Raw genomic sequence first — 21,059 nt, forward strand, 5'->3', positions numbered from 1 at the left:
GGGCCGCGCACCTGCACGTGTGGTTCTTCGCCCGGCCCGAGGGACAGGCCCAGTTGTACGGGTCGCGGCTGCCCGTCTGGGACGACCTCCTGCCCGAATACCCGGCAGACGTGGCCGACGAGGACGCAACCGCCGTTGCCGACGCCCTGATTGCCTCGTACGGAGGTCGCCGCTCGGACCCCGACGGGCAGACGAGCCCCTCTTGAACGCGATCGCGTTCCCGGGGGGTGCCGGTGCCCGTGATACTGGGTGGATGATCGATCTGCCTACTGCTGCAATGGACTCGTTGTCCGGGCTCGCCTTCGGTGATGCCTTCGGTGACCGCTGGTTCGGCATCCTGCGCCGCGAGGGCTCGGCAGCCCTGGAGGCGCGGATCCTGCCCCAGGAGCCGCTGTGGCAGTGGAGCGACGACACCGCCCAGGCGCTCGTGCTCCTGCGGGAACTCGCCGAGGGCGGCGGAACCGTCGACCAGGACCGCCTCGCCCTGCGGCTCGCCGAGGCCTACGCCGACGACACGCACCGCGGCTACGGAGCCTCCATGCACGACGTACTCCGCCGGATCGGCGCGGGCGAAGCCTGGCGGGAGGTGGTCGCCGGACAGTTCGGCGGCCAGGGCTCCTGGGGCAACGGCGCTGCCATGCGCGTGGCGCCGCTCGGCGCGTGGCTCGCCGAAGACCTCGAGGCCGTCGCCGAGCAGGCCGCCAGGCAGAGCGAGGTCTCCCACCACCACCCGGAAGCCGTCGCCGGGGCGGTGGCGGTCGCCCTGGCTGCTGCGCTGGCCACCCGCAGCCGCGGCGGATCCGCCCCTGCTCGGCCGGACTTCCTGCGGGCCGTCGCCGAACGGCTCCCCGCCGGCGACGTCCGCTCCGGCGTACGGATCGCGGCCCGGATGCCGGAGCACACCTCGGTCCGGCACGCCGCGGAGGTGCTCGGCTCCGGCTACCGGATGTCCGGGCCCGACACCGTCCCCTACGCCCTCTGGTGCGCCGCGAGCCACCTCGACGACCTGCACGAGGGCTTGTGGTCCACCGTCGCCGGGCGCGGCGACATCGACACCACGTGCGCCATCGCGGGCGGCGTCATCGCCGCTCGCACGGGCGTCGCCGCCCTCCCGCCCGCCTGGCACGCAGCCCGCGAGCCGCTGCCCCCGACCGTGTACGGATAGGAACGCGGCGCCCGCGGCTGCGCCAGGGCGGGCCCCAGGGTCAGGCGGTCGCCGCCACGGATGTCAGCCAGGCGTTCCAGTCGCTCTCGTAGTCCAGCGAGGTGAGGAAGGAGCGGGCGGCGGTCCAGTTCCCCGTTCGGTACTGGCCGAGGACGGTGGCGACGTCGGCCGGGTGCTTCTCGACCATGTAACGCGCGGCCAGATAGCCCCAGTTGTAGGTGCGGTTGACGTCGCTGTTGGCGTAGGTCGTGTCGAACAGCGTACGCAGGGAGTACGTGTGCCGGCCGGCCTCAGCCAGCGCATTGGAGTAGGTGACGCCGCGATAGGAGTAGGAGACGTACTCCGCGATGCCCTCGCCCCACCACACGGTGGGGGTGGTCTGTCCGGCGCTGAAGTCCCCGTACAGGTCGAAGCGACCGTCGAGGTAGTGGGTGTACTCGTGGTTGAGGTTCCATATCTGCCAGCCGGGGCTCACATCGGTGCGCTCGTAGCAGATGAACCGCGGCTGGTTGCCCGTCTTGGCGGGGTCTCCCTCCAGGTACATGCCGCCGTTGTTGGTGTCGATGCCGTAGATCCTCCCCGCGTACGCCTTGTAGTCGGCGCTCGAATTGAAGACGTCGACCTCCAGGGTGGTGTTGTAGTCGTTCGCGACCGGTCCCGGGTCCTTGACCACGCCGTGGAAGTAGGCGTCCTGGTTGGCCAGGCTCGCGCAGGTCGCCGTCAGCTGGTCGGCGGTCATCTCCTGGGCGCGGATCCGCAGCGACGGACTACAGGTGTGGACGATCGGCAGGATGCGCGACTCCAGCTTGCCGCCGGTGGTCCCGGTCGCGTCGGGAGCGGCTTTGGCATTGCCGTGGGCGGGGCGTTGGGCGGGGTCCGCGAAAACGTGGTCGGGCTTGGGATCGGCCTGCGAGGCCTGGGCGGGGGAGGCTGCGATGGCGGCGAAGAGCAGGGCGGTGGCGACGGCCATGGCGCGCAAAACTCACTCCTGGGGAGGGGAGTAGGGGTCCCGTTCGCAACGGGCTGCGCTGTAAAATTGCACACGTCACATGGCTTTTCAATGACTTTGACAGGGACACATTGATTCACCTCCGTCGCTCCCGGGCGGCGGGCCCTTGTCGGTGGTCTGGGTTCAGCGCGGAGGGCCGGGTTCGCTCGGACTCTCGCCGGAGATTGCGAGCAGGGCGGCGCGCGCGGCGTCACACAACTCGTCGTCCTCCGGTACGGAACGCCAAGTTCCGTGCGAGACGGGCCGCTCATCGGCGTCGAGAAACGCCTTCAGGACGGGCTCCGCCGGTGCTGCAGGCGCGCCGATCTCCGCCAGGAGCCTCACCGTTTCCGTGACCGCGCGGTAGGCGCCGCCCCGTTCGGCGAACGGCGCGATCGCCCGGATGAGCACGGGAACCACCTCGTCGCCCTCACCGGTGATCCGCCAGAGCGCCTGGCCGACGCAGAACGGCAGCCAGCCCTCCTCGTGCAGGGGGAGGAGTTCCCGCAGCCGCGGAACGTACGGAGCGCCGGCCGGCCCCAGTTCCCCCAGCAACGTGGCGGCGTTCCCCTGGCCGTACGGCTCGCCCAGCTGCGGAAGCAGCAGCGCGAGCGCGGGCTCCCGGTCACCGGTCAGCCGCCCGTACGCGAGCGTCAGGCAGCGCTGTGCGAACGGCTGGCCTTCGGGCGGGGCGTCGAGCAGGGCGCGCAGCCGCTCCTGTGGCACGGCCGCGGCCGCGGCCGGCCCGATCGCGGCGAGGGCGTCCAGCGCCCACACCGCGCTGTCGGTGTCCAGGAGAGCGAGCAGTTCGGGGATCGCGGGGGCTGCTGCCCCGCCCCATGACTCCAGCAGTTGGCAGAGCGCTCGACGCTCCTCCAGGGTGGAGGCGGCGGCGAGGCGGCCCCGCAGCAACGGCAGCAGCACGTCGGCGTGGGCGCCGAGCCCCCCGGCGGTCTCGGTCAGGCTCAGGTCGTACGTCCACCAGCCGTCGGAGTGGACCGAGTGGTACGCGAACCCGAGCCGCTCCCCCGTCAGACGCCGCACCAGCGGCGGTACGCAGCGCGCGTCGCCCAGTCGGGACAGTGCCCAGACGGCGTGGTCCTGGGCGGGCAGGTACGGCTCGCCGTCGTCCGCCACCATGGCCGCCAGCGCGTCCGCCCAGGGGCGGGCGGCGCGCCCGCACATGCCGAGGACCCGGGCGGCGAAGAGCCGGTTGTCGGGCGCGGGGTCGGACAGCAGGCGGGCCACTGCCGGGAGCAGCTCGGGTACGGCGGAGCGTCGGCGGCCGAGCGCGTCGGCGGCCGCTTGCAGGGCGCCCGCGCGCACGGAGTCGTCCGGGTGCGCGAGCAGTCTCCTGGTCGCGTCGGCCCGGATCGCCCGGTCTTCTCCCAGCAGGCGGATCGCCCGGATGACCGTCGCCTTGACCGGGTAGTCGCCCGGCTGCCAGGCTGCCGGTTCGCTGTCGAGCAGCACCTCGAACACGGTCCGCGCGTACGCATCGTCTTCCTGCCCCGGCAGCGCGTGACGCAGGGCCTGGACGGCGCCGAGGCGAGCGGCGGGTTCGGCAGCGTCCATGAGCCGGCGCAGCCAGTCGAGGGCTTCCTCGGGCGGTGCGTCGGCGTAGGGGATCAGCGAGCCGACCGCGTCGATGAGTTGGAGCCCCGGCTCTGTCTCCGGCTCCAAGGCCCACCGCGCCCGCAGCGCCGCGATCACCTCGTCGGCTCGGTGACGGGCTTCGGCGAGAGCTTCCGCGACGGCGGCGCGGTGCGCGGCAGCCGGGTCGTCGAGCAGCGGCAGCAGGTCCGTCACCGCCAGGTCCCAGGCTGCGGGCCAGGTCGGGTGGACGAAGCGGGGCTCCGCCGTGTTCGCCGAAGCGGCCATTGACCCGACGAGCTCGAGGAGTTCGTGGCGGACGGCCGGAGCGATGGCCGGATCGGCGGCGGCCCCGAGCACGTACGGCAGGGCGGCCGGAGCCGAGGAGTAGATACCGCCGCCCTGGTGGTGGACGTAGACGAGCAGGTCGTCTGCTGCATCGGCCGCCTTCTCCGGCTGGTACAGATCCCGCAGCATTGCGGGGACGTCCTCGGCCCCCCCGTAGGCGTGCCGCAGCGCAGCCCAGTCGATGTCGTCGAGGTCCGCGAGAACGTCGCTCATCAGTGGCTCTCCTCGACCTGTTCCGATACCGCGAAGTCGCCGGCGCAGTCCGGGCACGTCGCCCTGCCGAAGAGGTACGTCACTGCGCGTGCGAGCTCCTCGTGTCCCGCCTCCGTCGCCATGCGGTGCAGGCGTGCGGGCAACGCGTCGAGGGCCGCCGGATCGGCGGGCAGGAGCGCCGCCCTGACCGGGTGCGCCGAAAGGTAGTCACCGGCTGCGGCAAAGGTGCCGTGGTCGCCGAAGGCGATGAAGAGCGACGCCTCGCACCTGGGGCAGTCGACCTCGTACTCCCCCTCGAAGAGTCCCTCCAGCCGCCCGGCGCTCCACACGCGTTCGCCCTCGAAGGCCAGAACGCACTGGAGGAGGTACACGAAGGTCGGGCGGTCCTCCGTTGCCGCGTCGAGGAGGTGGCGGGCCACCGGGAGAAGGGCGTTGATCTCTGCCGCGTACCGCGCGCTGTACGCGTCGTCCGCTGCCGAGGCAATGAGGCCGGCCATCAAGACGGCGTCCTGCGGCGCGCCCGGCGCGCGACCTGTCACGATCGCGGCCAGGTACGGGAGGGCGAGGAAGCTGTCCTCGTAAACGGAGCCCTGATGGCACAGGTCGTCCCAAAGATCGCTCCACACCCGCTCGTCCTCCTCACCGCCCAAGCGGGCGAAGGCGGCGGTCAGATCATCGGAAGGACGCACGGTCATGACAACGCATTCTTCCGGACCCGGCTCCCGTACCGAAGGGCGGCCCGCGTCACCAACGCGCCAAGGCCCCCGGCCCGGCATCGGCCGCCGGGACGAAGGCCGAGCGGGCGACCCACCGCCAAGCCGGGCTGGTGCGGACCGGGTACCACGGCGCGGCCGTTGCCCATTCCCACCACGGCCGCGTCGAAGGTGGCCTCGGTGACCGGTGTCCACGAGACGTTGCCGTTGGCCGCCTCCCGGTAGGCGGCGTGGCCGTTGGCACGCCAGTCGGCGTCCGGCCCCAGCAGCTCCGCCAGCCCGCCGGCGATGGCTTCGGCCAGGCGCCGCATCGACCCGTCCACACCCCCGCCCCGGTATGCGAGGGTGCGGACCAGCGTGGCTGCCGTCCAGGGAAGCACCTGGTCCGCAGGAATCCGCCTGGACAGCGCTGCTTCCATCTGGTGTGGAGTGCGAGGGCCGCCGTGCCTGTGATCGCAAGGGCCGCAGGACACGGCGAGCAGCCCCGTAGGGGCCAGGACGTCCCAGCAGAGCCGCCCGTGGCTGCGGCCGTCGTCGGGACCGAGATGGACGATCCGGTCCGCGTACTCGCCCCACTCCCCCAGCCACATGCCGAGGTCGGCATCCGGCCCCAGATCGTATGCCGGGGGTTTCTCGAACGTCAGCTTCACCATTCCCCTTCCGCCAAGGACTTCCCGTAGGAAATGGCTCAGGTCGCCGGCGGCTCGTCCGGCGTCAGAACGTCGAGCGCACGGTCGAGGGCGGCGAGGAGGGAGGCCTGTTCGGCGGGTGCGTAGAGCATCCGCAGCGCGAGCCCGTCGCCGAGCGCGATGACGGCGTCGGCGGTGGCTCCGGCACCGGGGCAGCCGACGCTGTCGAGCCAGGCCGCGAGGACCTCCCTGACGTCGTGGTCGACCTGGCGCCGGATCGCGGCGAGGCGGGGGTGGTGGGCCGCCTGCACGGCGAAGGCGAGCTGTGCGGCGGCTTCGGCTCGGCGGTCCTCGTCCAGCGGGAGCGTGGTGAGGATCAGCTCGCTCAACGCCTGGCGCAGCGGGAGGCCGGGGTCCACGAGCGCCATCCGCTCCTCGACGCGCTCACCGGCGAGTTCGGCGGCGAAGACCAGCATCTCCTCCTTGGAGCGGAAGTACTTCTGCACCGCCCCGGCGGACCGGCCGCTGGCCGCGGCCACGGTGCGCACGCTGATCTGGTCCAGGCCTCGCTCGGCGGCGAGCCGCAGCAGCGCGGCGCCGATCTGCCGGCGCTGCTCGGGCCGACGGTCTGGACTTGGCGGATTGGCTCGCGGAGTGGCGGTACTGGCTCGGCGGACTGGTGCTCATGTCGGCGATCTGGGGCGTGCGCTGCCTGCAGGAGGGCGAGCTGACCTAGGGCCTCGACTGGCTGCGGCCACGGGGGACCAGGGTGGGTGGCGGGGCGGTGACGTGGAGGTAACCGACCGTATAGGCGGAGTCCGCCTCGACTGAAGGGGAGTCGCCCGCCGAGCATGGAACAGCATCACGCCGACCGAGTACGGATCGGAGCGGCCGTCGATGTCGGAGCGGCCCGGCACCTGCTCCGGAGACATGTAGTGCGGGGTGCCGATCAGCCGACCGGTTCGCGTCAGGATCCGGTAATCATCCCGGAACCGCCGGAACCACTCCGGCGGCCGTCAACCCGCAGCCACCACCTGGCCGGCCGTGACCTGGGGAGGGGTGGGCAGCAGTGACGCCAGGCTGTCCCGTACGAATGCGGCCGCCCTCCTGATCGACTCCTCGGCTCCGGCTTGGTCTTCGAACACGCTGGTGGAGACCATCACTCCACCCCCCGCATCAATCCAGTAGTAGGCCACGAATCCGGGGACTTGGCGGAGGAGAGGTACGAACCCCTCGTCCACTCGGCGTCCCGCCTCGGCAGGATCAGTCACCCCTTCATACCGTCGCACCACTGCGTACATGGCTGATCTCCTCATGGATCCCAAGGTCGCCTCGCGCGAAACCACATACCCCTCTGCACGCTTCTCCCCCGCGGGGCGTCCGGAAGGCACTCGAATAGCCGCACCGGTGCGTCGGCAGGGACCGCACCGCCATCTGGTCGATCCCGCTGCGCCGGTCGTCCGGCTGGTGTCAGCCGGTCTCGGTGGCGAAGGGGCCGTTGTCCGCGAACGCGAGCCTCGCGAAGTTCTCGCCGATGCGGCGGTGTCCTTCGGGGCTGGGGTGGATCGCGTCCGGGAGCGGCAACTCGGTGTGGTCGTCCTCTCCGTAGAGGTCGCGTCCGTCGACGTAGTGGAGGTTCGGATCCTCGGAGGCCCGCTGCTTGACGATGCCGGCGAGTACGTCGCGGATGATCGTGAGCGTCAGGCGTCCGGCGGCGGTTTCGGCCGGATCGCCGGTGGCCTTGAAGCGGAGGGTCCCGCTGTCGAGGTCCGGCATGAGAGGGCCGGGGGTGTCTTCGTGGGTCGGGCACAGGATCGGCGACACCAGGAGCAGGGGTGTCGACGGGTGGCCCTCGCGGATGGTGTCGAGGAAGCCGTGGATGGCGGGGGCGAAGGCGCGCAGGCGCATTGCGTCGCTGTTGACGACGTTGATGCCGAGTTTGACGCTGATCAGGTCGGCGGGGGTGTCCCGCATCGCCCGCGCGGTGAACGGGTCCACCAGAGCGCCGGCGCCGAACCCGAGGTTGATCAGTTCCACGCCGCCTGCGGACGCGGCCAGGGCGGGCCAGGTGGCGCTCGGATGAACGGCGTTAGAGCCGTGGCTGATGGAACTGCCGTGGTGCAGCCACACTCGGCGTCCGCTGTCCGGGGCGGGTTCGACGGGAGCGTCGGTGCGCAGGGCGATCACCTCGGTGATCTCCGCGTGCGGGAGCCAGATCTCGATGCTCTTCTCGCCGTCGGGGAGGTCGGTGAAGCGGGCGGTGCCCGCCGGCCCCTCGGTGAACACCGCGGTCTGGGTGAGCATGTCGGTGATCGTGTGGAGGTTCCCGTCGGCCACGGTGGCCTGGGCGGTGAGTCGGCCGTCGACCAGAAGGTCGTACACGCCGTCCGGCGGGGGCGGGAAGCCCTGGTAGACCCGCTTGGTGGGCAGCGCGTCCAGTTCGACGGTGGTGGCGCGGGTGCGGAAGGCCAGCCGGACGCCGGAGGGCTGGGCCTCGGCCACGGCCAGACGGTCGTCGGGGATTTGCCGGCGTGCCCAGGCGGGCAGCCGGTGCGGCAGCAGACCGTGCGCGGTCTGCTCCGCCTCCAGGTGTCCGCGCAGGAAGTCGGCGGTGATGGGGGTGGTGATCCAGTTCTGTTCGGTGCTCATTGGCTTGGCCTTGTTGGTTCTGAGGGGTGGCAGGGGTGGATCGGGTTTCCGGTGGGTGGCGGCGCGCCGCTGATCAGCGGGTGGCCCGATTCCGCAGTGCGGCGTCGAGGGAGTCCAGGGTCCAGGCCCAGGACTCCTGCGAGGCGACGTCCGTGTGACTGAAGCCGCCGGCCGCCTCCAGGCTGACGTAGCCGTGGAAGACGCTGCCCAGCATGCGGACGGCGTGCGTCTGGTCCGGCTCTGCCAGGTCGTAGCCGCGCAGAATCGCCCGTGTCATCTGCGCGTGCCGGACGCCGGCGCTGGCTGCGGCGGTCTGCGGGTCGAGCCGGAAGCGGGCTGCGTCGTACCGGCCGGGGTGCGCTCGGGCGTAGTCCCTGTAGGCGTTCGCGAAGGCAGTCAGGGCGTCTTTGCCCGCACGCCCCGCCACAGCGTGGGCGACCTGGTCGGCGAGTTCCTCCAGTGCGAACAGCGCGATCCGGGTCTTGAGCTCCTGGGAGTTCTTCACGTGCGAGTACAAGCTCGCGACCTTCACGTCGAAGCGCCGGGCGAGCGCCGAAAGGGTCACTTGGTCGAACCCGGCTTCATCGGCGAGTTCCACCCCGGCGAGCGTCAGCCGTTCCGGGGTCAGCCCTGCCCTACCCACAACCATCACCTGCTCTCGAGTCTCCTACAGATATTATGCGTGTACCTAATACCTGTAGGCAATTGTGCGCCCGCGACTCGTCGCGCAGATCGGCTTCCCCGACTGAGTGGGCGGCGGCCGGCCACCGGGTTCGGGCGCACGTCCGGGACCGGTGATCCTCCCCGCGGACCCGTAACCGCTAGACTTGCAGAGTTATGCAATTTACTAGTTCTGGATATGGTGGACGGGGGTCGCGGTGTGGCCGGGTTCGAGGAAGCGGCACTGGAACGGGTCCGCGTGGCGCGGGCTCGTCTCCAGGCTGCACGGGAAGCCGACGATGCCTTCGAGGAGGCACAGGCCGTGGAAGAACTGGAGGACGCATTGCGCGTGGCCCACGATCATGGCGTGGCCGCCGATGCGGGGAACAGCAGGTGAACCAGGCAGTGCCACCGGCCGGCCTGAGGCGCCGGTGAGGGCCAAGCACCCCAGCAGTCGGCAGGCCGTCGAGGTGCGCAGGCACGTCCCCGACGTGGTCGTCCGCTTCATCCTGCCGGAAGGCACGCCGTGACCAGCAAGAACCGGAGGACCGTCCAGCTGTACGAGATCACCTACATCGGCACCGGCCCTGAGCCGGAGGTTCGGACGGTCGAGGCCGGCGAGGTCGCGGCCGTCATCGCGTACGCGGGCGAGCACGGCGTGCAGGTCCTCGTCCGTCCGTGCCGCGGCCCGGTCGGGGAGCCGGGTACCGGGAAGGAAGGCGCATCATGACGGACCACCTGCCCGGGAAGGACACGGCGGCGGAGCACGAGAGATGGAAGGAGAAGGGCGTCGCGCGGCGGGCCTTCTTCTACATCTTCGGCACGCACGTGTTCGCCGGGTTCATCTGGTTGCTGTTCTACCTGGGGCAGCACGCCCGGAAGTGAGACCGGACCCAAGCGGGCCCAGGCCCCCATGCCTGGGGCATGGGTTCGGTTCGGCGTATGAGGAAGCGGCCGTCTTCCGGTGTCAGAAGCGCGTTGAACCCGCACTAACGGAAGACGGCCGCCGCATGGGGGGCAGGCCCGTCAGGGCCGGCACGGTGGGGCACCCGTTCAGGCGTGGCGTCCTGCCTTGAGGTCTGCCAGGAGTTCGATCTGGCCTTCCAGGACGCCGGAGAGGATGCCGCGGGCGACCTTGAGGAGCTCGGCAATCTGGGGGTCGGTGAGGCTGTAGAACACGTTCGATCCCTCCCGGCGGGTGACCACCAGGTTGGCCTTGCGCAGGACAGCCAGCTGCTGGGAGAGGCTGGCGGCTTCCACCCCGACCTCGGGCAGCATTTCGGCGACCGCGTGCTCGCGTACGGACAGGAGTTCCAGGACGCGGATGCGGACCGGGTGTCCCAGCGTTTTGAAGAACTCCGCCTTCAGCTGGTACAGCGGCGTGCTCACCTGAATACCTCTGTCGCGACTGCCCATCTCATCCACCCGGAACCGCTCCTCGTAGGGGCATTCGTTCGCCCCTGTTCACACCTTGCGACCTCCACAATTGCAGATCCCTGCAAGTCGTGTACCCGCCGGGGGCACCTTCGTGACGTTCGGCTTCACAGGGGAAGGGTGATCCAGATGGCCTTGCCGCGCCCGTCCGCGTCCGGCCGCACGACGGCGGTGCCGCCGAGCTCCACGGTGGTTTCCACCACCATGGCCAGGCCGCTGCCCGGGGCGGTGGACAGTGCCCCGAACAGGGCGGGCTGGTAGGGGTGGCGGTCGTGGACGGCGAATGCGAACGCCCCGGCCCCGTGCGCGTAGGTGACCGTGATCGTCGGGGATGTCGCGGCGGCGTGGCGGACGGCGTTGGTGACGAGTTCGGCCAGGATCAGCAGCGCGGGGCCGACGCTCGGGTGGCGTAGGCCGACCCCGCATTCGACCAGGACGAGTTCGGTGGTCTCGCGGGCGATGCGTACGGCGGCTCCCATGGCCGGAACGTCCAGCACGTGCCGGTAGGGCATCGCCTCGGCCTGGATGCTCACCGGCCCGCCCCGTTCGCGGTGCGGGCCAGTCGGAACCCGGACAAGGACTGCGGGCGCAGGCGCAGCAGGGTGTCGTGGGGGCCGTGGGCCCAGCCGGGCAGGGTGCGCCGGTAGTGGGCGGCCTCGTCCGGGTCGGAAATGACCTCGGCCGGGCCCTGGGCGGTGACGGTCCAGCCGGTCCCGGCCGGAGTGCGGATCTCATCGGCCTGGTAGGCCAGGAGCGCACGACCCGGGAGGGTGGCGGCTTGTATGGGGGCTCGGACGATGAGGCTTCCGTACTCCATGACGTGTGCGGCGGGGCGGACGACGGCCACCTCCCGCTGGATGTAGACGAGGCGGCCTTGGTCGGAGCCTTCGAGGAGCCACAGGGCCTCGGTGCCGCAGACCTCGGTCATGCGGCGGTCGGTCATGCGGCGGTCGGCCATGCGGCGGTCGGCGGGGACGGTCATCGTGCGGCCTTCCGGATGCGGTGCGGTCGGTGATGCGGACGGGGCAGCAGTCCCGCCTGCTCCAGATGCTTGCGGGCGCCGGCGATCGCCTCCGGGGTGGTGGCGTACTCGCGGCCCTCCAGGCGCAGGAGCTCCAGGGCGCCGACCGCGTCCAGGGCCTGGCGCTGGCCGGGCCGGATGCCGGAGGTCATCACCGCGATGCCGCGACGGTTCAGCTTCTCGACCGCGTCCTTGAGGACGAGGGCGCCGGTGGCGTCCAGGGTGGTCACGCGCGCCATGCGCAGGATGACCACCTTCACGTCGGCGACCTCGGAGAGTTCGAGCAGGAAGCGGTGGGCGCCGGCGAAGAAGAGGGGGCCGTCGATGCGGTAGGCGACGATGTGCTCGGCCAGCAGCGCGTGCTCCTCCTCGCCGTGCTCGCCGGGCAGGTCCGGCCGGAAGTCGACCTGCTCCATCCGCGCCTGACTCGCCACGGCCTTCAAGGCGAGGGCTCCCGCGACGACGAGACCGATGATCACCGCGTACACGAGGTCGAGGATCAGAGTGGCGGCGGCGGTCAGGACGAGGACAGCACCATCCGAGCGGGTCGCCTTCGCCATCGCGCGCAGCGAGCCGACCTCCACCATGCGAATGGCCGTGGCCAGCAGCACACCGGCCAGGGCGGCCAGGGGGATCTTCGAGACCAGGGGGGCGGCGGCGAACACGATCACCGCGAGGACCACGGCATGGGTGAGCGCGGCCAACCGGGAGGAGGCGCCGGTGCGGACGTTGACCGCGGTACGGGCGATGGCGGCGGTGGCGGGGACGCCGCCGAACAGCGGGGCTGCGAGGTTGGCGATGCCCTGCCCGAACAGCTCCTTGTCCGGGTCGTGCTGCTGTCCCACCGTCATCCCGTCCGCCACGGTCGCCGACAGCAAGGACTCCAGCGCGGCGAGCGCCGCGACCGCGACCGCCGGGGCCAGCAGCGAGCCGAACGCGGAAGCATCGAGGAAGGCCAGCGACGGTGCGGGAAGCCCCGGGGGAAGGTCACCGATCGGGGCCGCCGCGTCCAGGTGGAAGAGCTGCGCGACCGCAGTCGCAGCGATCACCGCGACGATCGAGAACGGGACCGTCGGCTTCCACCGGGCCCCGGCCAGCATCGCCGCCGCGACACCCGCGGAGAGGCCGATCGCCGTCCAGTTCGGGAAGGCCACGAACTCCACGAGCGCCCGCCACGCCACCGGCAGGACCTTCTCCCCCTCCGGCTTCTGCACGCCGAGGGCGTGGGGTATCTGCTGAAGGCCGATCACGCAGGCGATCCCGAGGGTGAAGCCCTCCACCACCGGTGCCGGCACGTACCGCATGTAGTGCCCGGCCCGCAGCAGGGCGAGAGCGATCAGCAACACCCCGGCCATCAGGCCGACGGTGAGGACACCGCCGGGCCCGTACCGGGCGACGATCGGCACCAGCACCACCGTCATCGCACCGGTGGGGCCGGACACCTGAAGGTTCGAACCGCCGAAGAGCGCGGCGAGCGCGCCCGCGACCACGGCCGTGGCCAGCCCCGCCTCCGCGCCCAGCCCGGAGGAGACCCCGAACCCGAGGGCGAGGGGAAGGGCGACGATCGCCACCGTGAGGCCGGCCAGGAGGTTGCGGCGGGGGCTGCGGGCCATGACCGCGTAATCGGCCCGGACGGGCAGGACGGAGCGGACACGGCCGAGCACGGGCGCAAGGGCGGTGTTCACGCTCACGCGGCCGCAACCTCGGACTCGCGCAGTTCCTCCAGCAGCTCGCTCTGCCCGGTCAGGACCTCGGTCAGGATCCGCCGCGCCGCCCCCATCAGCTGCGCGACGTCCCCGCCCGCCAGTTCGTACACCACCGTCGCGCCGTCACGGGCAGCGGTGACGATGCCCGAGCGGCGCAGGACCGCGAGCTGCTGAGACAGGGCGGAAGGCTCGACCTCGATCGCGGCCAGCAGGTCACGCACCCGCATCGGCCCGTCCTGCAGCAGCTCCAGAACCCTTATCCGCACCGGGTGCCCGAGCATCCTGAAGAACTCGGCCTTCGCCTGATACAGCGGAACCGGCACGGTCTCGCACCCTTCTCACCGCCCCGGGCGGGGCAAACGCCTGGTGCTGTGCCCGCGGCTACCTACGGGCACAGCCATCACAGCATCTATGAAATTGCAGATTTTTGCAATTTGCAGATACTGCGACCCGCTGCCGGTCGGGACGGCTGCGGCCGCTTACATGGGGGTGCGATGCGGGGGAAGGCGCCATGGCGCAAGGAGCACCCGGTCGCCTGTCCGCCTGGCGCGATCACGGCGGGTGAGGGGAAGTCGGATGCGGTTCAGATGAGGGCGGAGGGACGCGGGAGGCGGCATGACGCGCAAAGAGGCGCTGGCCGAGTACCGACGGCGCAGGGACTTTGCGAAGACCACGGAGCCGAAGGGTGCCGGCGCGGCCGATGTGCCGAAGGAGGGCGGACGGCCCTCGTTCGTGGTGCAGATCCACGACGCCACAGCCTTGCACTTCGACTTCCGGCTGGAGGCGGACGGCGTGCTGAAGTCCTGGGCGGTCCCCAAAGGGCCGTCGACAGACCCTCACGACAAGCGGCTGGCCATGCCGACTGAGGACCATCCCCTCGAATACCGGGAGTTCGAAGGTGCCATCGCCGAAGGCGAATACGGTGCCGGCACCGTGATCGTCTGGGACGAGGGGACGTACAGCAACCTCTCGGCCCGGCACGGCACGGAGATCCCCTTCGCGAAGGCCCTGGCCGACGGGCACGCCTCGTTCTGGCTCGACGGCCGCAAGTTGGTCGGGGGCTGGTCCCTGACGCGCTTTCGCGGCGGGGAGGGCGGAGAGCGGGAGGCGTGGCTGCTGGTGAAGCACGCCGACGAACACGCCTCCACCCGAGGCACGCCCGACCCGCGCCGGGCCCGCTCGGCTCGGACCGGTCGCACCCTGCGCCAGATCGCTGCAGGGCGGATGTCGTGAGTGCGCCGACGAGCACTTCCGGCCCGTACGGGAGGCCGCGCAGTGGCTCCACGAACTCCTGGGCGAGCTGGAACTGCCCTCGCTGCTGATGGCCACCGGCTCGCCCGGCCTGCACGTCCTGGTCCCGCTGGACCGGTCCGCCGCCTTCGACGACGTGCGCGCCTTCGCCGCCGGTGTCGCCGACGTCCTCACCGGCCGCCACCCGACCGCCTCACCACCACGGCCCGCAAGAAGGACCGCGGGCACCGCGACGCCGACCGGCTCCTCACGGACGACCGGTGGAGCCCCGCTCCCCGACCCCGACGATCAAGGTCTGCGGTCGATCCAACCGCCTCTCCTCACGGGCCGGTTACTCCGACCGGCGTTCTGGAGGTCTGCGCGAAAGCCCCTTGCTTAATGGTCAAGGATCGTTGACCATTGCTCGCATGCCTACGGACGATCTTCCCGAGACGTTTCACGTCACGACGGACGAGCAGCTGCGCGCCGTCTCCAATCTCACGCGCCACCGGATCATGGCCGTGCTCCGCTTCGAGCCGGCGACCATCACGCAGATCGCCGAGCGGGTGGGCCTGGCGAAGGGGAGTTCCAGCTACCACGTACGGCTGCTGGAGCGGGCCGGCCTGGTGAAGGTGGTACGGACGCGGAAGGTCCGGGGGGTCACCGAGCGGTACTACGCCATGGCCGCGCGGTCGCTCGTGCTGCCGGATCCGGGCGAGGGAGGGCCGGACGTGCTGATGCGCCATGCGGTGGCGGACCTGGAGGCGTCGCCGGCGGATGCCGAGCGGCACGTACGCATGGCGCATCTGAGGCTCACCGAGGAGCAGTTCGCGCAGCTGGGCGCACGGCTTGAGGCACTGGCGGACGAGTACCGGGAGCTGTCCGACCCGTCGCTGCCGGACGCGTCGCTCGTCTTCGCACTGTTCCACCCGGCGTCGCGCGCGCAGACCGAGGGGGATGCCAAGTGAGCTCGGGTGTGGGGAAGTTGCCGACCGGGTTCGGACGGCTGTGGACCGCGCAGACGGTGTCCTCGCTCGGCGACGGGGTAACGCATGCCGCGCTGCCGCTGCTCGCGTTGACGTTGACGCGCGATCCGATGGCGCTCGCCGTCGTCTCGGCCGCCGGGACGCTGCCGTGGCTGCTCTTCGGGGTGCTGGGCGGTGCGCTGGTGGACCGCTGGGACCGTCGGCGCACGATGTGGGTCACCGACGCGGCGCGTGCGGTGCTGCTGGCGATACCGGCGGCAGCGGCCGCGCTCGACGTGCTGAGCATTGCGCTGCTCGCGGCCGTCGCCTTCCTGCTCGGCCTCGGCGGACTCTTCTTCGACACGGCCGCCACGGCCTATCTGCCGGATCTGCTCGGCCGCGACCCCGCACTTCTGGAGCGAGCCAACTCCCGCCTGCGCGGGGCGCAGACCGCCATGTCGGGCTTCGCGGGGCCGCCTGCGGGCAGTGCGCTGCTCGCGCTCGGACGGGCGGTCCCGCTGCTCGCCGACGCGGTGTCGTTCATGCTCTCCGCACTGCTCGTACGGTCGCTTCCTGCCATGCCCCGGCCGGCGCCGGAGGTCCGCGAGTCGCTGCTGCGGCAGGCTCGGGCCGGGGCCTCGTACGTCTTCCGGGACCGGCTGCTGCTCGGGCTAGCGCTCCGCCCGGCGGTCGGGAACATCGCCTTCCTCGCCGTGGAGACCGTCCTCGCCCTCTTCGCGCACGACCGCCTCGGCATCGACACCTACGGCTTCGGCCTGCTCCTCACGGCGGAGGCCACCGGCGGCCTGCTCGGTGCAGGCATCGCCTCCTTCCTCGGCCGGCGACTCGGCACCGGCACCGCGCTGACCTGCACGGCTGCTGTCGAAGGGCTGGCCATCCTCGGCCTCGCCGCTGCCCCGAACCCGTACGCGGCCGGGCTGGCGCTCGCCGTCTGCGGGGCCGGCATGGGCGCCACGATGGTGCTCGGGCCCTCCCTCCGGCAGGCGATCGTCCCGGCCCACCTCATGGGCCGCGTCGCCTCCACCTCCCGCATGCTGGCCATGTGCGCCGCCCCGTTCGGAGCCTTCCTCGGCGGCTGGCTGGCCACCGCCTACGACATCCGCACCCCGCTCTACGCCGCCGCCGTCCTCCTCCTGGCGATGACGGCCGTCACGGCATCCATGACCAACAACCGCCGGGTCGAAGCGGCGCTGCGCGCCGCCGCCCCGGTCAGCGGTCCAGATCACCCGGTATCCAAGGACCTCGCCCAGGAGAGTGCGCCCGACTTGTCGTGACGCCTGCCGCCAAGGCGTCACCACACATCGGATGCCACGTTCCCGGCGGGGCGCGACGAGTGGCGCCCGTGCGCTACGGCGTGCTCGGCGTGGCCCGCGATCCGGTCGGTGTCGGCGGGGAGGCCGGCCCCGCCGAGGGCGTCGGCGCACAGGAGGAGGGCCGCGGTGGCCCAGTAAGGCCACACCAGGGAGGGAATCCTGACCTCGGACCCGTCGTGCGCGATCTTGATCAGCCGTACTCGGCCAGGGCAGCGGCGGCGAAGCCCGCCCGCCCGGATCACGAAGCGCTGGCGGCAGGAGCCTCAGGTCCCCGTCGTGGCCGAACAACAGCCGCAATGCTCCTCGTCGTACACCCCTCACGCCGAACCGTCACCCTTTGGCGGCGGTCTCCCGGATTAGCGGCTCGAACTCCCGCCGTACGTAGGCGTCGAACGGCTTCGTCAGCGCGCCGTCGATCACCCGTCGCACCCGGTGCCTTGCCGCGAACTCCTTGAGCGCTGCGCGGGAATCCGGCTCCACACCTCCGCCAATGATCAGCACCCCGAACTCCTCGGTCTCCAACAGCTTTCGGGCCTCGTCGTCGGTGCTCACCCCCTCCGCGTCAAAGCCGTCCGCGCGCAGCGTGGCCAGTACCTCCGTCACCCTGGCGGGCGTTCTTCCCAGCACCAGCGTCCTCATGACCGTTCCTTTCCGGTACGTCGACATCGGCAGCCCCGAACCTAGAAGCTCAACCGGACTTGAGGTCAACACCCCCACGCTTCACTTCAGGTGCCGGGTGAGGAACCGGGTCGCCGCGTCCCCCGCGACCTGCGGGGCGCCAGTGCGCACGGTCCAACGCCTGGTGTGCTTTTCGAGGTCACAGGTGCAGGGTGATCAGGGCGGTGTCGTCGGTTGCGCCCGCGGGCGGGATCAGGTCGGCCAGGAGGGCGTCGGAGAGGGTTTCGGGGTCGGCGGTGCGGTGGCGGGCCAGGGCGCGGGCGAGCCGGGCGAGGCCGGTGTCGATGTCCTCACGGCGGCGTTCGATGAGCCCGTCGGTGTAGAGGACCAGGACACAGCCCTCGGTGAAGGCGGTGTGGGCCTCGGGGCGGGGGACGTGGTCCGGGCGGGCGCCGAGCGGTGGGTCGGTGGCCTGGTCCAGGAAGGTGACGGTGCCGTCGGGGTGGCAGAGGGCGGGCGGGGGGTGGCCGGCGCTGCTGTAGGTGAGGGTGCGGCTGTTCCAGTCGATGAAGACGGAGGCGGCGGTGGTGGATTCGGCGCCGTCGACGGAGCGCGCGTACAGTCCGAGGACTTCGAGGGCGCGTGCGGGGCCGGCGGCGACGTGGGAGGCGGCGGACAGGGCGCTGCGGAGCTGGCCCATGACGCCGGCCGCGTGCAGTCCGTGGCCGACGACGTCGCCGACGGCGACGGCCGTGCGGCCTGACTCGGGCATGTCGACGAGGTCGTACCAGTCGCCGCATACGTTCAGGGCGCCCATCGCGGGCTGGTAGCGGACGGCGGCGCGGTGGTGGCCGAGGGGGCGGGGCGCGGGCAGCATCGCCTGTTGGAGGTGGAGGGCGACCTCGCGTTCGCGGGCGTGTGCCTGGCGCAGCCGTTCGTTGAGTTCCTGTAGTTCCCGGGCGCGGGTGTAGAGCTCGGCTTCGAGGACCTGGGTGCGGTCGCTGCCGCGGCGGGTTCCGCGGGCCTTGATGAGTTCGGTGACCTCCTCGACGCGGTGCAGCAGCAGGGCCACGGTGCCGTCGGGGGCGAAGACGGGGACGTTGACCGGGCTCCAGTACCGCTCCTGCCATACCCCGGGGTGGTCGGCGTCCTCCACGTCGTAGCGCTGCAGGGCCATGGTGTCGCGCTCGCCGGTGGTGGCGACGCGCCGAAGAGAGGCGTACAGGTTGCGCATGCCGTTCGCTGCGGGGTCGTTGGGGTTGTCCGGGAAGACGTCGAAGATGTAGCGGCCGATGATCTGGCCGCGGGTGCGCCCGGCCAGTGCCAGGAACGCCTCGTTGACGTCCGCGTACACCAGGTCGGGGGTCAGGAGCGCGATCCCGGCGGGAAGGGCCCGGAACACGGTCTGATAGTCGATGACGGGTTCATTCACCATTCCACCTGCCGCCTGCCGCCTGCCGCCTGCACGGCCAACCGGTCGGGTCTTGTGGCTCCCACGATGCCAGTCGTCCGTGGCCACCGGCCGGGTGATGTCCGCGACCCGCGCGGGCGTGTGCAGCAGCAGCACCCGAATGCGCGGACCAGGATGCACGGGTCGAACCCCTCACCTACATGGCCGGGAGTCTCCGTGCTCGAACGCAAGAAGATCAAGGGCCGCACCCAGATCACCTTCATCCTGCCCGACGGCACCCCCGACGGGCCGGTCAGCGTCGTCGGCGACTTCAACCACTGGAACCCCGCCGCCCACCCCCTCACCCCCCGCGGCGACGGCACCCGCGCCGCCAGCGTCAGCCTTCCCGCCCACAGCACCCACCACTTCCGCTACCTCGCCGCCGGCGACTACTGGTTCAACGACGATGCCGCCGACGGGCACGACGGCACCAACAGCCACCTCCACACCTGATCCCCCACGGCCATGCCCGATCCGCAGGCACAGGGACCGCCCCCACCAGGAGCGCGGCCCCTGCCCCCGCACCACACGCAGCGCGGGGGCCGCGGTCTCCTCGGCCGGTTGCGGGCCGTTCCCGGGATCCGCGCGGTGTCCTCCTACCGGCGGGAGTGGCTGGTCAAGGACCTGGTCGCGGGTGTCGTCCTGACGACGTTGCTGGTGCCGCAAGGCATGGCGTACGCGGAGTTGGCGGGCCTGCCCGCCATCACCGGCCTGTACACGACGATCCTCTGTCTGCTCGGTTACGCGGTGTGCGGGCCCTCCCGGATCCTGGTGTTGGGCCCCGACTCCTCGCTGGGGCCGATGATCGCCGCCACCGTGCTGCCGCTGGCGGCGGGCGGCGGGGATCCCACCCGGGCCGTGGCACTGGCGTCGGTGCTCGCGCTCATGGTGGCGGCGATCATGATCCTGGCATCGGTGGCGAAGCTGGGCTTCATCGCCGATCTGATCTCCAAGCCGACCATGATCGGCTACATGAACGGGCTGGCCCTGACGATTCTGATCGGCCAGCTGCCCAAACTGCTCGGCTTCGAAGTCGAGGCGGACAACCTGATCGGCGAGTTCGTGGGTGTCGTACGGGCCCTGGCCGGCGGGGCGGCGGTACCGGCCGCCGCCGCGGTCGGTGTCGGCGGGATCGTCGTCGTGCTGGGGGTGCAGCGCTTCCTGCCCAAGGTGCCCGCGGTGCTGGTGATGGTGGTCCTGGCGGTCGGCGCGGCCGCCGTCCTCGACCTCGGCGCGCACGGAGTGGAGCTGGTCGGGGAGCTGCCCGGAGGCTTCCCGCCGTTCACGATCCCCGAAGTGCGGCTCGGAGACCTGGCGTTGCTCTTCGGCGGTGCGGTGGGCATCGCGCTGGTCTCCCTGGCGGACACGATCTCCAACGCGTCGGCCTTCGCCGCCCGCACCGGGCAGGAGGTCCGCGGCAACCAGGAGATGGCGGGCATCGGGGTGGCCAACCTGGCGGCGGGTCTCTTCCAGGGCTTCCCCGTCAGTACGAGCGGATCCCGCACGGCGGTGGCGGAGCGCGCGGGGGCCCGCAGCCAGCTCACCGGGGTCGTCGGGGCGGCGCTGATCGTCCTCATGCTCGTGCTCGCTCCGGGCCTGTTCCGCAATCTGCCCCAGCCGGCCCTCGCCGCCGTGGTCATCACCGCCTCGCTGTCCCTGGCCGACGTCCCCGGGGCCGTACGCCTGTGGCGGCAGAGCCGGACGGACTTCCTGTTGTGCTGTGTGGCCTTCGTCGGCGTGGCCCTGCTCGGCGTGCTGCCCGGGATCGCCATCGCCGTGGGCCTGTCCGTGCTCAACGTCTTCCGGCGCGCCTGGTGGCCGTACCACACCGTGCTGGGGCGGGTGGGGGGCCTGGAGGGCTATCACGACGTCCGCTCCTACCCGGAGGCCGCGCGGCTTCCGGGCCTGGTGATCTACCGGTTCGACGCCCCGCTCTTCTTCGCCAACGCCAGGACGTTCCGCGACGAGATCAGGCGGCTGGCCGACTCGGACCCGCGGCCGGAGTGGATCGTGGTCGCGGCGGAGCCCATGACGGATGTGGACACCACCGCCGCCGACGTCCTGGAGGAGCTCGACGAGAAGCTCAACGCGGACCGCGTCCACCTCGTGTTCGCCGAGCTCAAGGACCCCGTACGGCGGAAGATCGAGCGGTACGAGCTCACCCGCACCATCGACCCCCGGCACTTCTTCCCCACCGTGGAGGCCGCCGTCGCCGCCTACCGCCTGCGCACCGGAGCGGAGTGGGAGCCGCCGACCGACACCGAGTGACCACGGCATGAGGACCGCGGGGAACCGGTGGTACGGCGGGCGGGTGAACGGAAGCGCCTCGCCGGGGGTGGTGTG

Annotated in this window: 25 protein-coding genes and 3 pseudogenes; 10 read left to right on the forward strand and 18 right to left on the reverse strand. The window is 71.5% G+C overall.

Annotation, left to right across the window (positions count from 1 at the left end):
- Together ABZ924_RS25465 and ABZ924_RS25470 are read left to right on the forward strand one after the other, a co-directional pair.
- A pseudogene (locus ABZ924_RS25465) lies at positions 1–206 on the forward strand (hypothetical protein); the annotation flags it as partial.
- 47 nt (positions 207–253) lie between these two features.
- The gene (locus ABZ924_RS25470; RefSeq protein ID WP_361914092.1) at positions 254–1,165 is read left to right on the forward strand and encodes an ADP-ribosylglycohydrolase family protein; all 912 of its coding nucleotides are present in this window, start codon (positions 254–256) and stop codon (positions 1,163–1,165) included.
- Between the two features lie 49 nt (positions 1,166–1,214).
- Here the strand turns inward: ABZ924_RS25470 and ABZ924_RS25475 are convergent.
- The 10 genes and pseudogenes from ABZ924_RS25475 to ABZ924_RS25520 form a co-directional block, all read right to left on the reverse strand.
- Positions 1,215–1,973, reverse strand: a pseudogene (locus tag ABZ924_RS25475) (collagenase); the annotation flags it as partial.
- Positions 1,974–2,297: 324 nt separating this feature from the next.
- A complete protein-coding gene (locus tag ABZ924_RS25480) occupies positions 2,298–4,307 on the reverse strand; it encodes a hypothetical protein (RefSeq protein WP_361914095.1) in 2,010 nt (669 codons plus the stop codon).
- On the reverse strand, positions 4,307–5,002 hold the full coding sequence (locus ABZ924_RS25485) for a hypothetical protein (RefSeq protein ID WP_361914098.1): 696 nt from the start codon (positions 5,000–5,002) through the stop codon (positions 4,307–4,309). Before ABZ924_RS25485 ends, ABZ924_RS25480 begins: the two co-directional genes overlap by 1 nt.
- Positions 4,999–5,673, reverse strand: coding sequence for a hypothetical protein (locus tag ABZ924_RS25490; protein ID WP_361914100.1), 675 nt, complete (start codon positions 5,671–5,673; stop codon positions 4,999–5,001). Before ABZ924_RS25490 ends, ABZ924_RS25485 begins: the two co-directional genes overlap by 4 nt.
- Before the next feature lie 35 nt (positions 5,674–5,708).
- Entirely contained in the window at positions 5,709–6,251 is a 543-nt protein-coding gene (locus ABZ924_RS25495) for a TetR family transcriptional regulator C-terminal domain-containing protein (protein WP_361914192.1), read from the reverse strand.
- Between the two features lie 211 nt (positions 6,252–6,462).
- Positions 6,463–6,620: pseudogene (locus ABZ924_RS25500) on the reverse strand (serine/threonine protein kinase); the annotation flags it as partial.
- Between the two features lie 45 nt (positions 6,621–6,665).
- Entirely contained in the window at positions 6,666–6,809 is a 144-nt protein-coding gene (locus tag ABZ924_RS25505) for a hypothetical protein (RefSeq protein WP_361914102.1), read from the reverse strand.
- Between the two features lie 310 nt (positions 6,810–7,119).
- Positions 7,120–8,298 carry a GDSL-type esterase/lipase family protein gene (locus ABZ924_RS25510; protein WP_361914105.1) on the reverse strand — a complete coding sequence of 393 codons (1,179 nt, stop codon included), beginning with the start codon at positions 8,296–8,298 and terminating at the stop codon, positions 7,120–7,122.
- 73 nt (positions 8,299–8,371) lie between these two features.
- Positions 8,372–8,941, reverse strand: coding sequence for a TetR/AcrR family transcriptional regulator (locus ABZ924_RS25515; RefSeq protein WP_361914108.1), 570 nt, complete (start codon positions 8,939–8,941; stop codon positions 8,372–8,374).
- Between the two features lie 204 nt (positions 8,942–9,145).
- Positions 9,146–9,316 carry a hypothetical protein gene (locus ABZ924_RS25520; protein WP_361914111.1) on the reverse strand — a complete coding sequence of 57 codons (171 nt, stop codon included), beginning with the start codon at positions 9,314–9,316 and terminating at the stop codon, positions 9,146–9,148.
- 168 nt (positions 9,317–9,484) lie between these two features.
- Between ABZ924_RS25520 and ABZ924_RS25525 the strand changes: the two genes are divergently transcribed.
- Positions 9,485–9,688: a hypothetical protein gene (locus ABZ924_RS25525; RefSeq protein ID WP_361914114.1), complete on the forward strand. Its 204-nt coding sequence runs from the start codon at positions 9,485–9,487 to the stop codon at positions 9,686–9,688.
- Positions 9,685–9,843, forward strand: a complete 159-nt coding sequence (locus ABZ924_RS25530; RefSeq protein ID WP_361914116.1) for a DUF6126 family protein — start codon at positions 9,685–9,687, stop codon at positions 9,841–9,843. The genes ABZ924_RS25525 and ABZ924_RS25530 overlap by 4 nt, the downstream gene beginning before the upstream one ends.
- A 168-nt stretch (positions 9,844–10,011) precedes the next feature.
- On the opposite strand, the gene ABZ924_RS25535 is transcribed toward ABZ924_RS25530, so the two are convergent.
- The 5 genes from ABZ924_RS25535 to ABZ924_RS25555 form a co-directional block, all read right to left on the reverse strand.
- Entirely contained in the window at positions 10,012–10,347 is a 336-nt protein-coding gene (locus ABZ924_RS25535) for a metalloregulator ArsR/SmtB family transcription factor (RefSeq protein WP_361914119.1), read from the reverse strand.
- Between the two features lie 152 nt (positions 10,348–10,499).
- The gene (locus ABZ924_RS25540; protein ID WP_361914122.1) at positions 10,500–10,925 is read right to left on the reverse strand and encodes an ATP-binding protein; all 426 of its coding nucleotides are present in this window, start codon (positions 10,923–10,925) and stop codon (positions 10,500–10,502) included.
- Entirely contained in the window at positions 10,922–11,374 is a 453-nt protein-coding gene (locus ABZ924_RS25545; RefSeq protein WP_361914125.1) for a pyridoxamine 5'-phosphate oxidase family protein, read from the reverse strand. Before ABZ924_RS25545 ends, ABZ924_RS25540 begins: the two co-directional genes overlap by 4 nt.
- Positions 11,371–13,026 carry a SulP family inorganic anion transporter gene (locus tag ABZ924_RS25550; RefSeq protein ID WP_361914195.1) on the reverse strand — a complete coding sequence of 552 codons (1,656 nt, stop codon included), beginning with the start codon at positions 13,024–13,026 and terminating at the stop codon, positions 11,371–11,373. The genes ABZ924_RS25545 and ABZ924_RS25550 overlap by 4 nt, the downstream gene beginning before the upstream one ends.
- Positions 13,027–13,100: 74 nt before the next feature.
- Entirely contained in the window at positions 13,101–13,442 is a 342-nt protein-coding gene (locus ABZ924_RS25555; protein WP_361914128.1) for a metalloregulator ArsR/SmtB family transcription factor, read from the reverse strand.
- 292 nt (positions 13,443–13,734) lie between these two features.
- Between ABZ924_RS25555 and ABZ924_RS25560 the strand changes: the two genes are divergently transcribed.
- The 4 genes from ABZ924_RS25560 to ABZ924_RS25575 all read left to right on the forward strand — a co-directional run bounded on the left by ABZ924_RS25560 (position 13,735) and on the right by ABZ924_RS25575 (position 16,609).
- Positions 13,735–14,352, forward strand: a complete 618-nt coding sequence (locus tag ABZ924_RS25560) for a DNA polymerase ligase N-terminal domain-containing protein (protein WP_361914131.1) — start codon at positions 13,735–13,737, stop codon at positions 14,350–14,352.
- 73 nt (positions 14,353–14,425) lie between these two features.
- Positions 14,426–14,749, forward strand: coding sequence for a hypothetical protein (locus ABZ924_RS25565; protein WP_361914198.1), 324 nt, complete (start codon positions 14,426–14,428; stop codon positions 14,747–14,749).
- A gap of 28 nt (positions 14,750–14,777) precedes the next feature.
- Positions 14,778–15,317 carry a winged helix-turn-helix domain-containing protein gene (locus tag ABZ924_RS25570; protein WP_361914134.1) on the forward strand — a complete coding sequence of 180 codons (540 nt, stop codon included), beginning with the start codon at positions 14,778–14,780 and terminating at the stop codon, positions 15,315–15,317.
- 17 nt (positions 15,318–15,334) lie between these two features.
- Entirely contained in the window at positions 15,335–16,609 is a 1,275-nt protein-coding gene (locus ABZ924_RS25575) for an MFS transporter (protein ID WP_361914201.1), read from the forward strand.
- 17 nt (positions 16,610–16,626) lie between these two features.
- Here the strand turns inward: ABZ924_RS25575 and ABZ924_RS25580 are convergent, their stop codons facing one another.
- From ABZ924_RS25580 to ABZ924_RS25590, 3 genes are all read right to left on the reverse strand, one after another.
- Positions 16,627–16,794 carry a hypothetical protein gene (locus ABZ924_RS25580; protein WP_361914137.1) on the reverse strand — a complete coding sequence of 56 codons (168 nt, stop codon included), beginning with the start codon at positions 16,792–16,794 and terminating at the stop codon, positions 16,627–16,629.
- Positions 16,795–16,978: 184 nt separating this feature from the next.
- On the reverse strand, positions 16,979–17,287 hold the full coding sequence (locus tag ABZ924_RS25585; RefSeq protein ID WP_361914140.1) for a hypothetical protein: 309 nt from the start codon (positions 17,285–17,287) through the stop codon (positions 16,979–16,981).
- Between the two features lie 178 nt (positions 17,288–17,465).
- Positions 17,466–18,698 carry a SpoIIE family protein phosphatase gene (locus ABZ924_RS25590; protein WP_361914204.1) on the reverse strand — a complete coding sequence of 411 codons (1,233 nt, stop codon included), beginning with the start codon at positions 18,696–18,698 and terminating at the stop codon, positions 17,466–17,468.
- A gap of 195 nt (positions 18,699–18,893) precedes the next feature.
- Between ABZ924_RS25590 and ABZ924_RS25595 the strand changes: the two genes are divergently transcribed.
- Positions 18,894–19,169 carry an isoamylase early set domain-containing protein gene (locus ABZ924_RS25595; protein WP_361914143.1) on the forward strand — a complete coding sequence of 92 codons (276 nt, stop codon included), beginning with the start codon at positions 18,894–18,896 and terminating at the stop codon, positions 19,167–19,169.
- A 60-nt stretch (positions 19,170–19,229) separates the two neighbouring features.
- Entirely contained in the window at positions 19,230–20,984 is a 1,755-nt protein-coding gene (sulP, locus tag ABZ924_RS25600; protein ID WP_361914206.1) for a sulfate permease, read from the forward strand.
- Positions 20,985–21,059 lie beyond the last annotated feature (75 nt).

Origin of the sequence: Streptomyces sp. NPDC046876 (assembly GCF_040645035.1) — a bacterium.
Lineage (GTDB): Bacteria > Actinomycetota > Actinomycetes > Streptomycetales > Streptomycetaceae > Streptomyces.

Bases quoted from the DNA above. Each gene is read 5' to 3' on its own strand.
- ABZ924_RS25470 (WP_361914092.1), top strand. From the start codon at position 254: ATGATCGATCTGCCTACTGCTGCAATGGACTCGTTGTCCGGGCTCGCC.
- ABZ924_RS25480 (WP_361914095.1), bottom strand. From the start codon at position 4,307: ATGAGCGACGTTCTCGCGGACCTCGACGACATCGACTGGGCTGCGCTG.
- ABZ924_RS25485 (WP_361914098.1), bottom strand. From the start codon at position 5,002: ATGACCGTGCGTCCTTCCGATGATCTGACCGCCGCCTTCGCCCGCTTG.
- ABZ924_RS25490 (WP_361914100.1), bottom strand. From the start codon at position 5,673: ATGGTGAAGCTGACGTTCGAGAAACCCCCGGCATACGATCTGGGGCCG.
- ABZ924_RS25505 (WP_361914102.1), bottom strand. From the start codon at position 6,809: ATGGTCTCCACCAGCGTGTTCGAAGACCAAGCCGGAGCCGAGGAGTCG.
- ABZ924_RS25510 (WP_361914105.1), bottom strand. From the start codon at position 8,298: ATGAGCACCGAACAGAACTGGATCACCACCCCCATCACCGCCGACTTC.
- ABZ924_RS25530 (WP_361914116.1), top strand. From the start codon at position 9,685: ATGACGGACCACCTGCCCGGGAAGGACACGGCGGCGGAGCACGAGAGA.
- ABZ924_RS25545 (WP_361914125.1), bottom strand. From the start codon at position 11,374: ATGACCGTCCCCGCCGACCGCCGCATGGCCGACCGCCGCATGACCGAC.
- ABZ924_RS25550 (WP_361914195.1), bottom strand. From the start codon at position 13,026: ATGGCCCGCAGCCCCCGCCGCAACCTCCTGGCCGGCCTCACGGTGGCG.
- ABZ924_RS25560 (WP_361914131.1), top strand. From the start codon at position 13,735: ATGACGCGCAAAGAGGCGCTGGCCGAGTACCGACGGCGCAGGGACTTT.
- ABZ924_RS25570 (WP_361914134.1), top strand. From the start codon at position 14,778: ATGCCTACGGACGATCTTCCCGAGACGTTTCACGTCACGACGGACGAG.
- ABZ924_RS25585 (WP_361914140.1), bottom strand. From the start codon at position 17,287: ATGAGGACGCTGGTGCTGGGAAGAACGCCCGCCAGGGTGACGGAGGTA.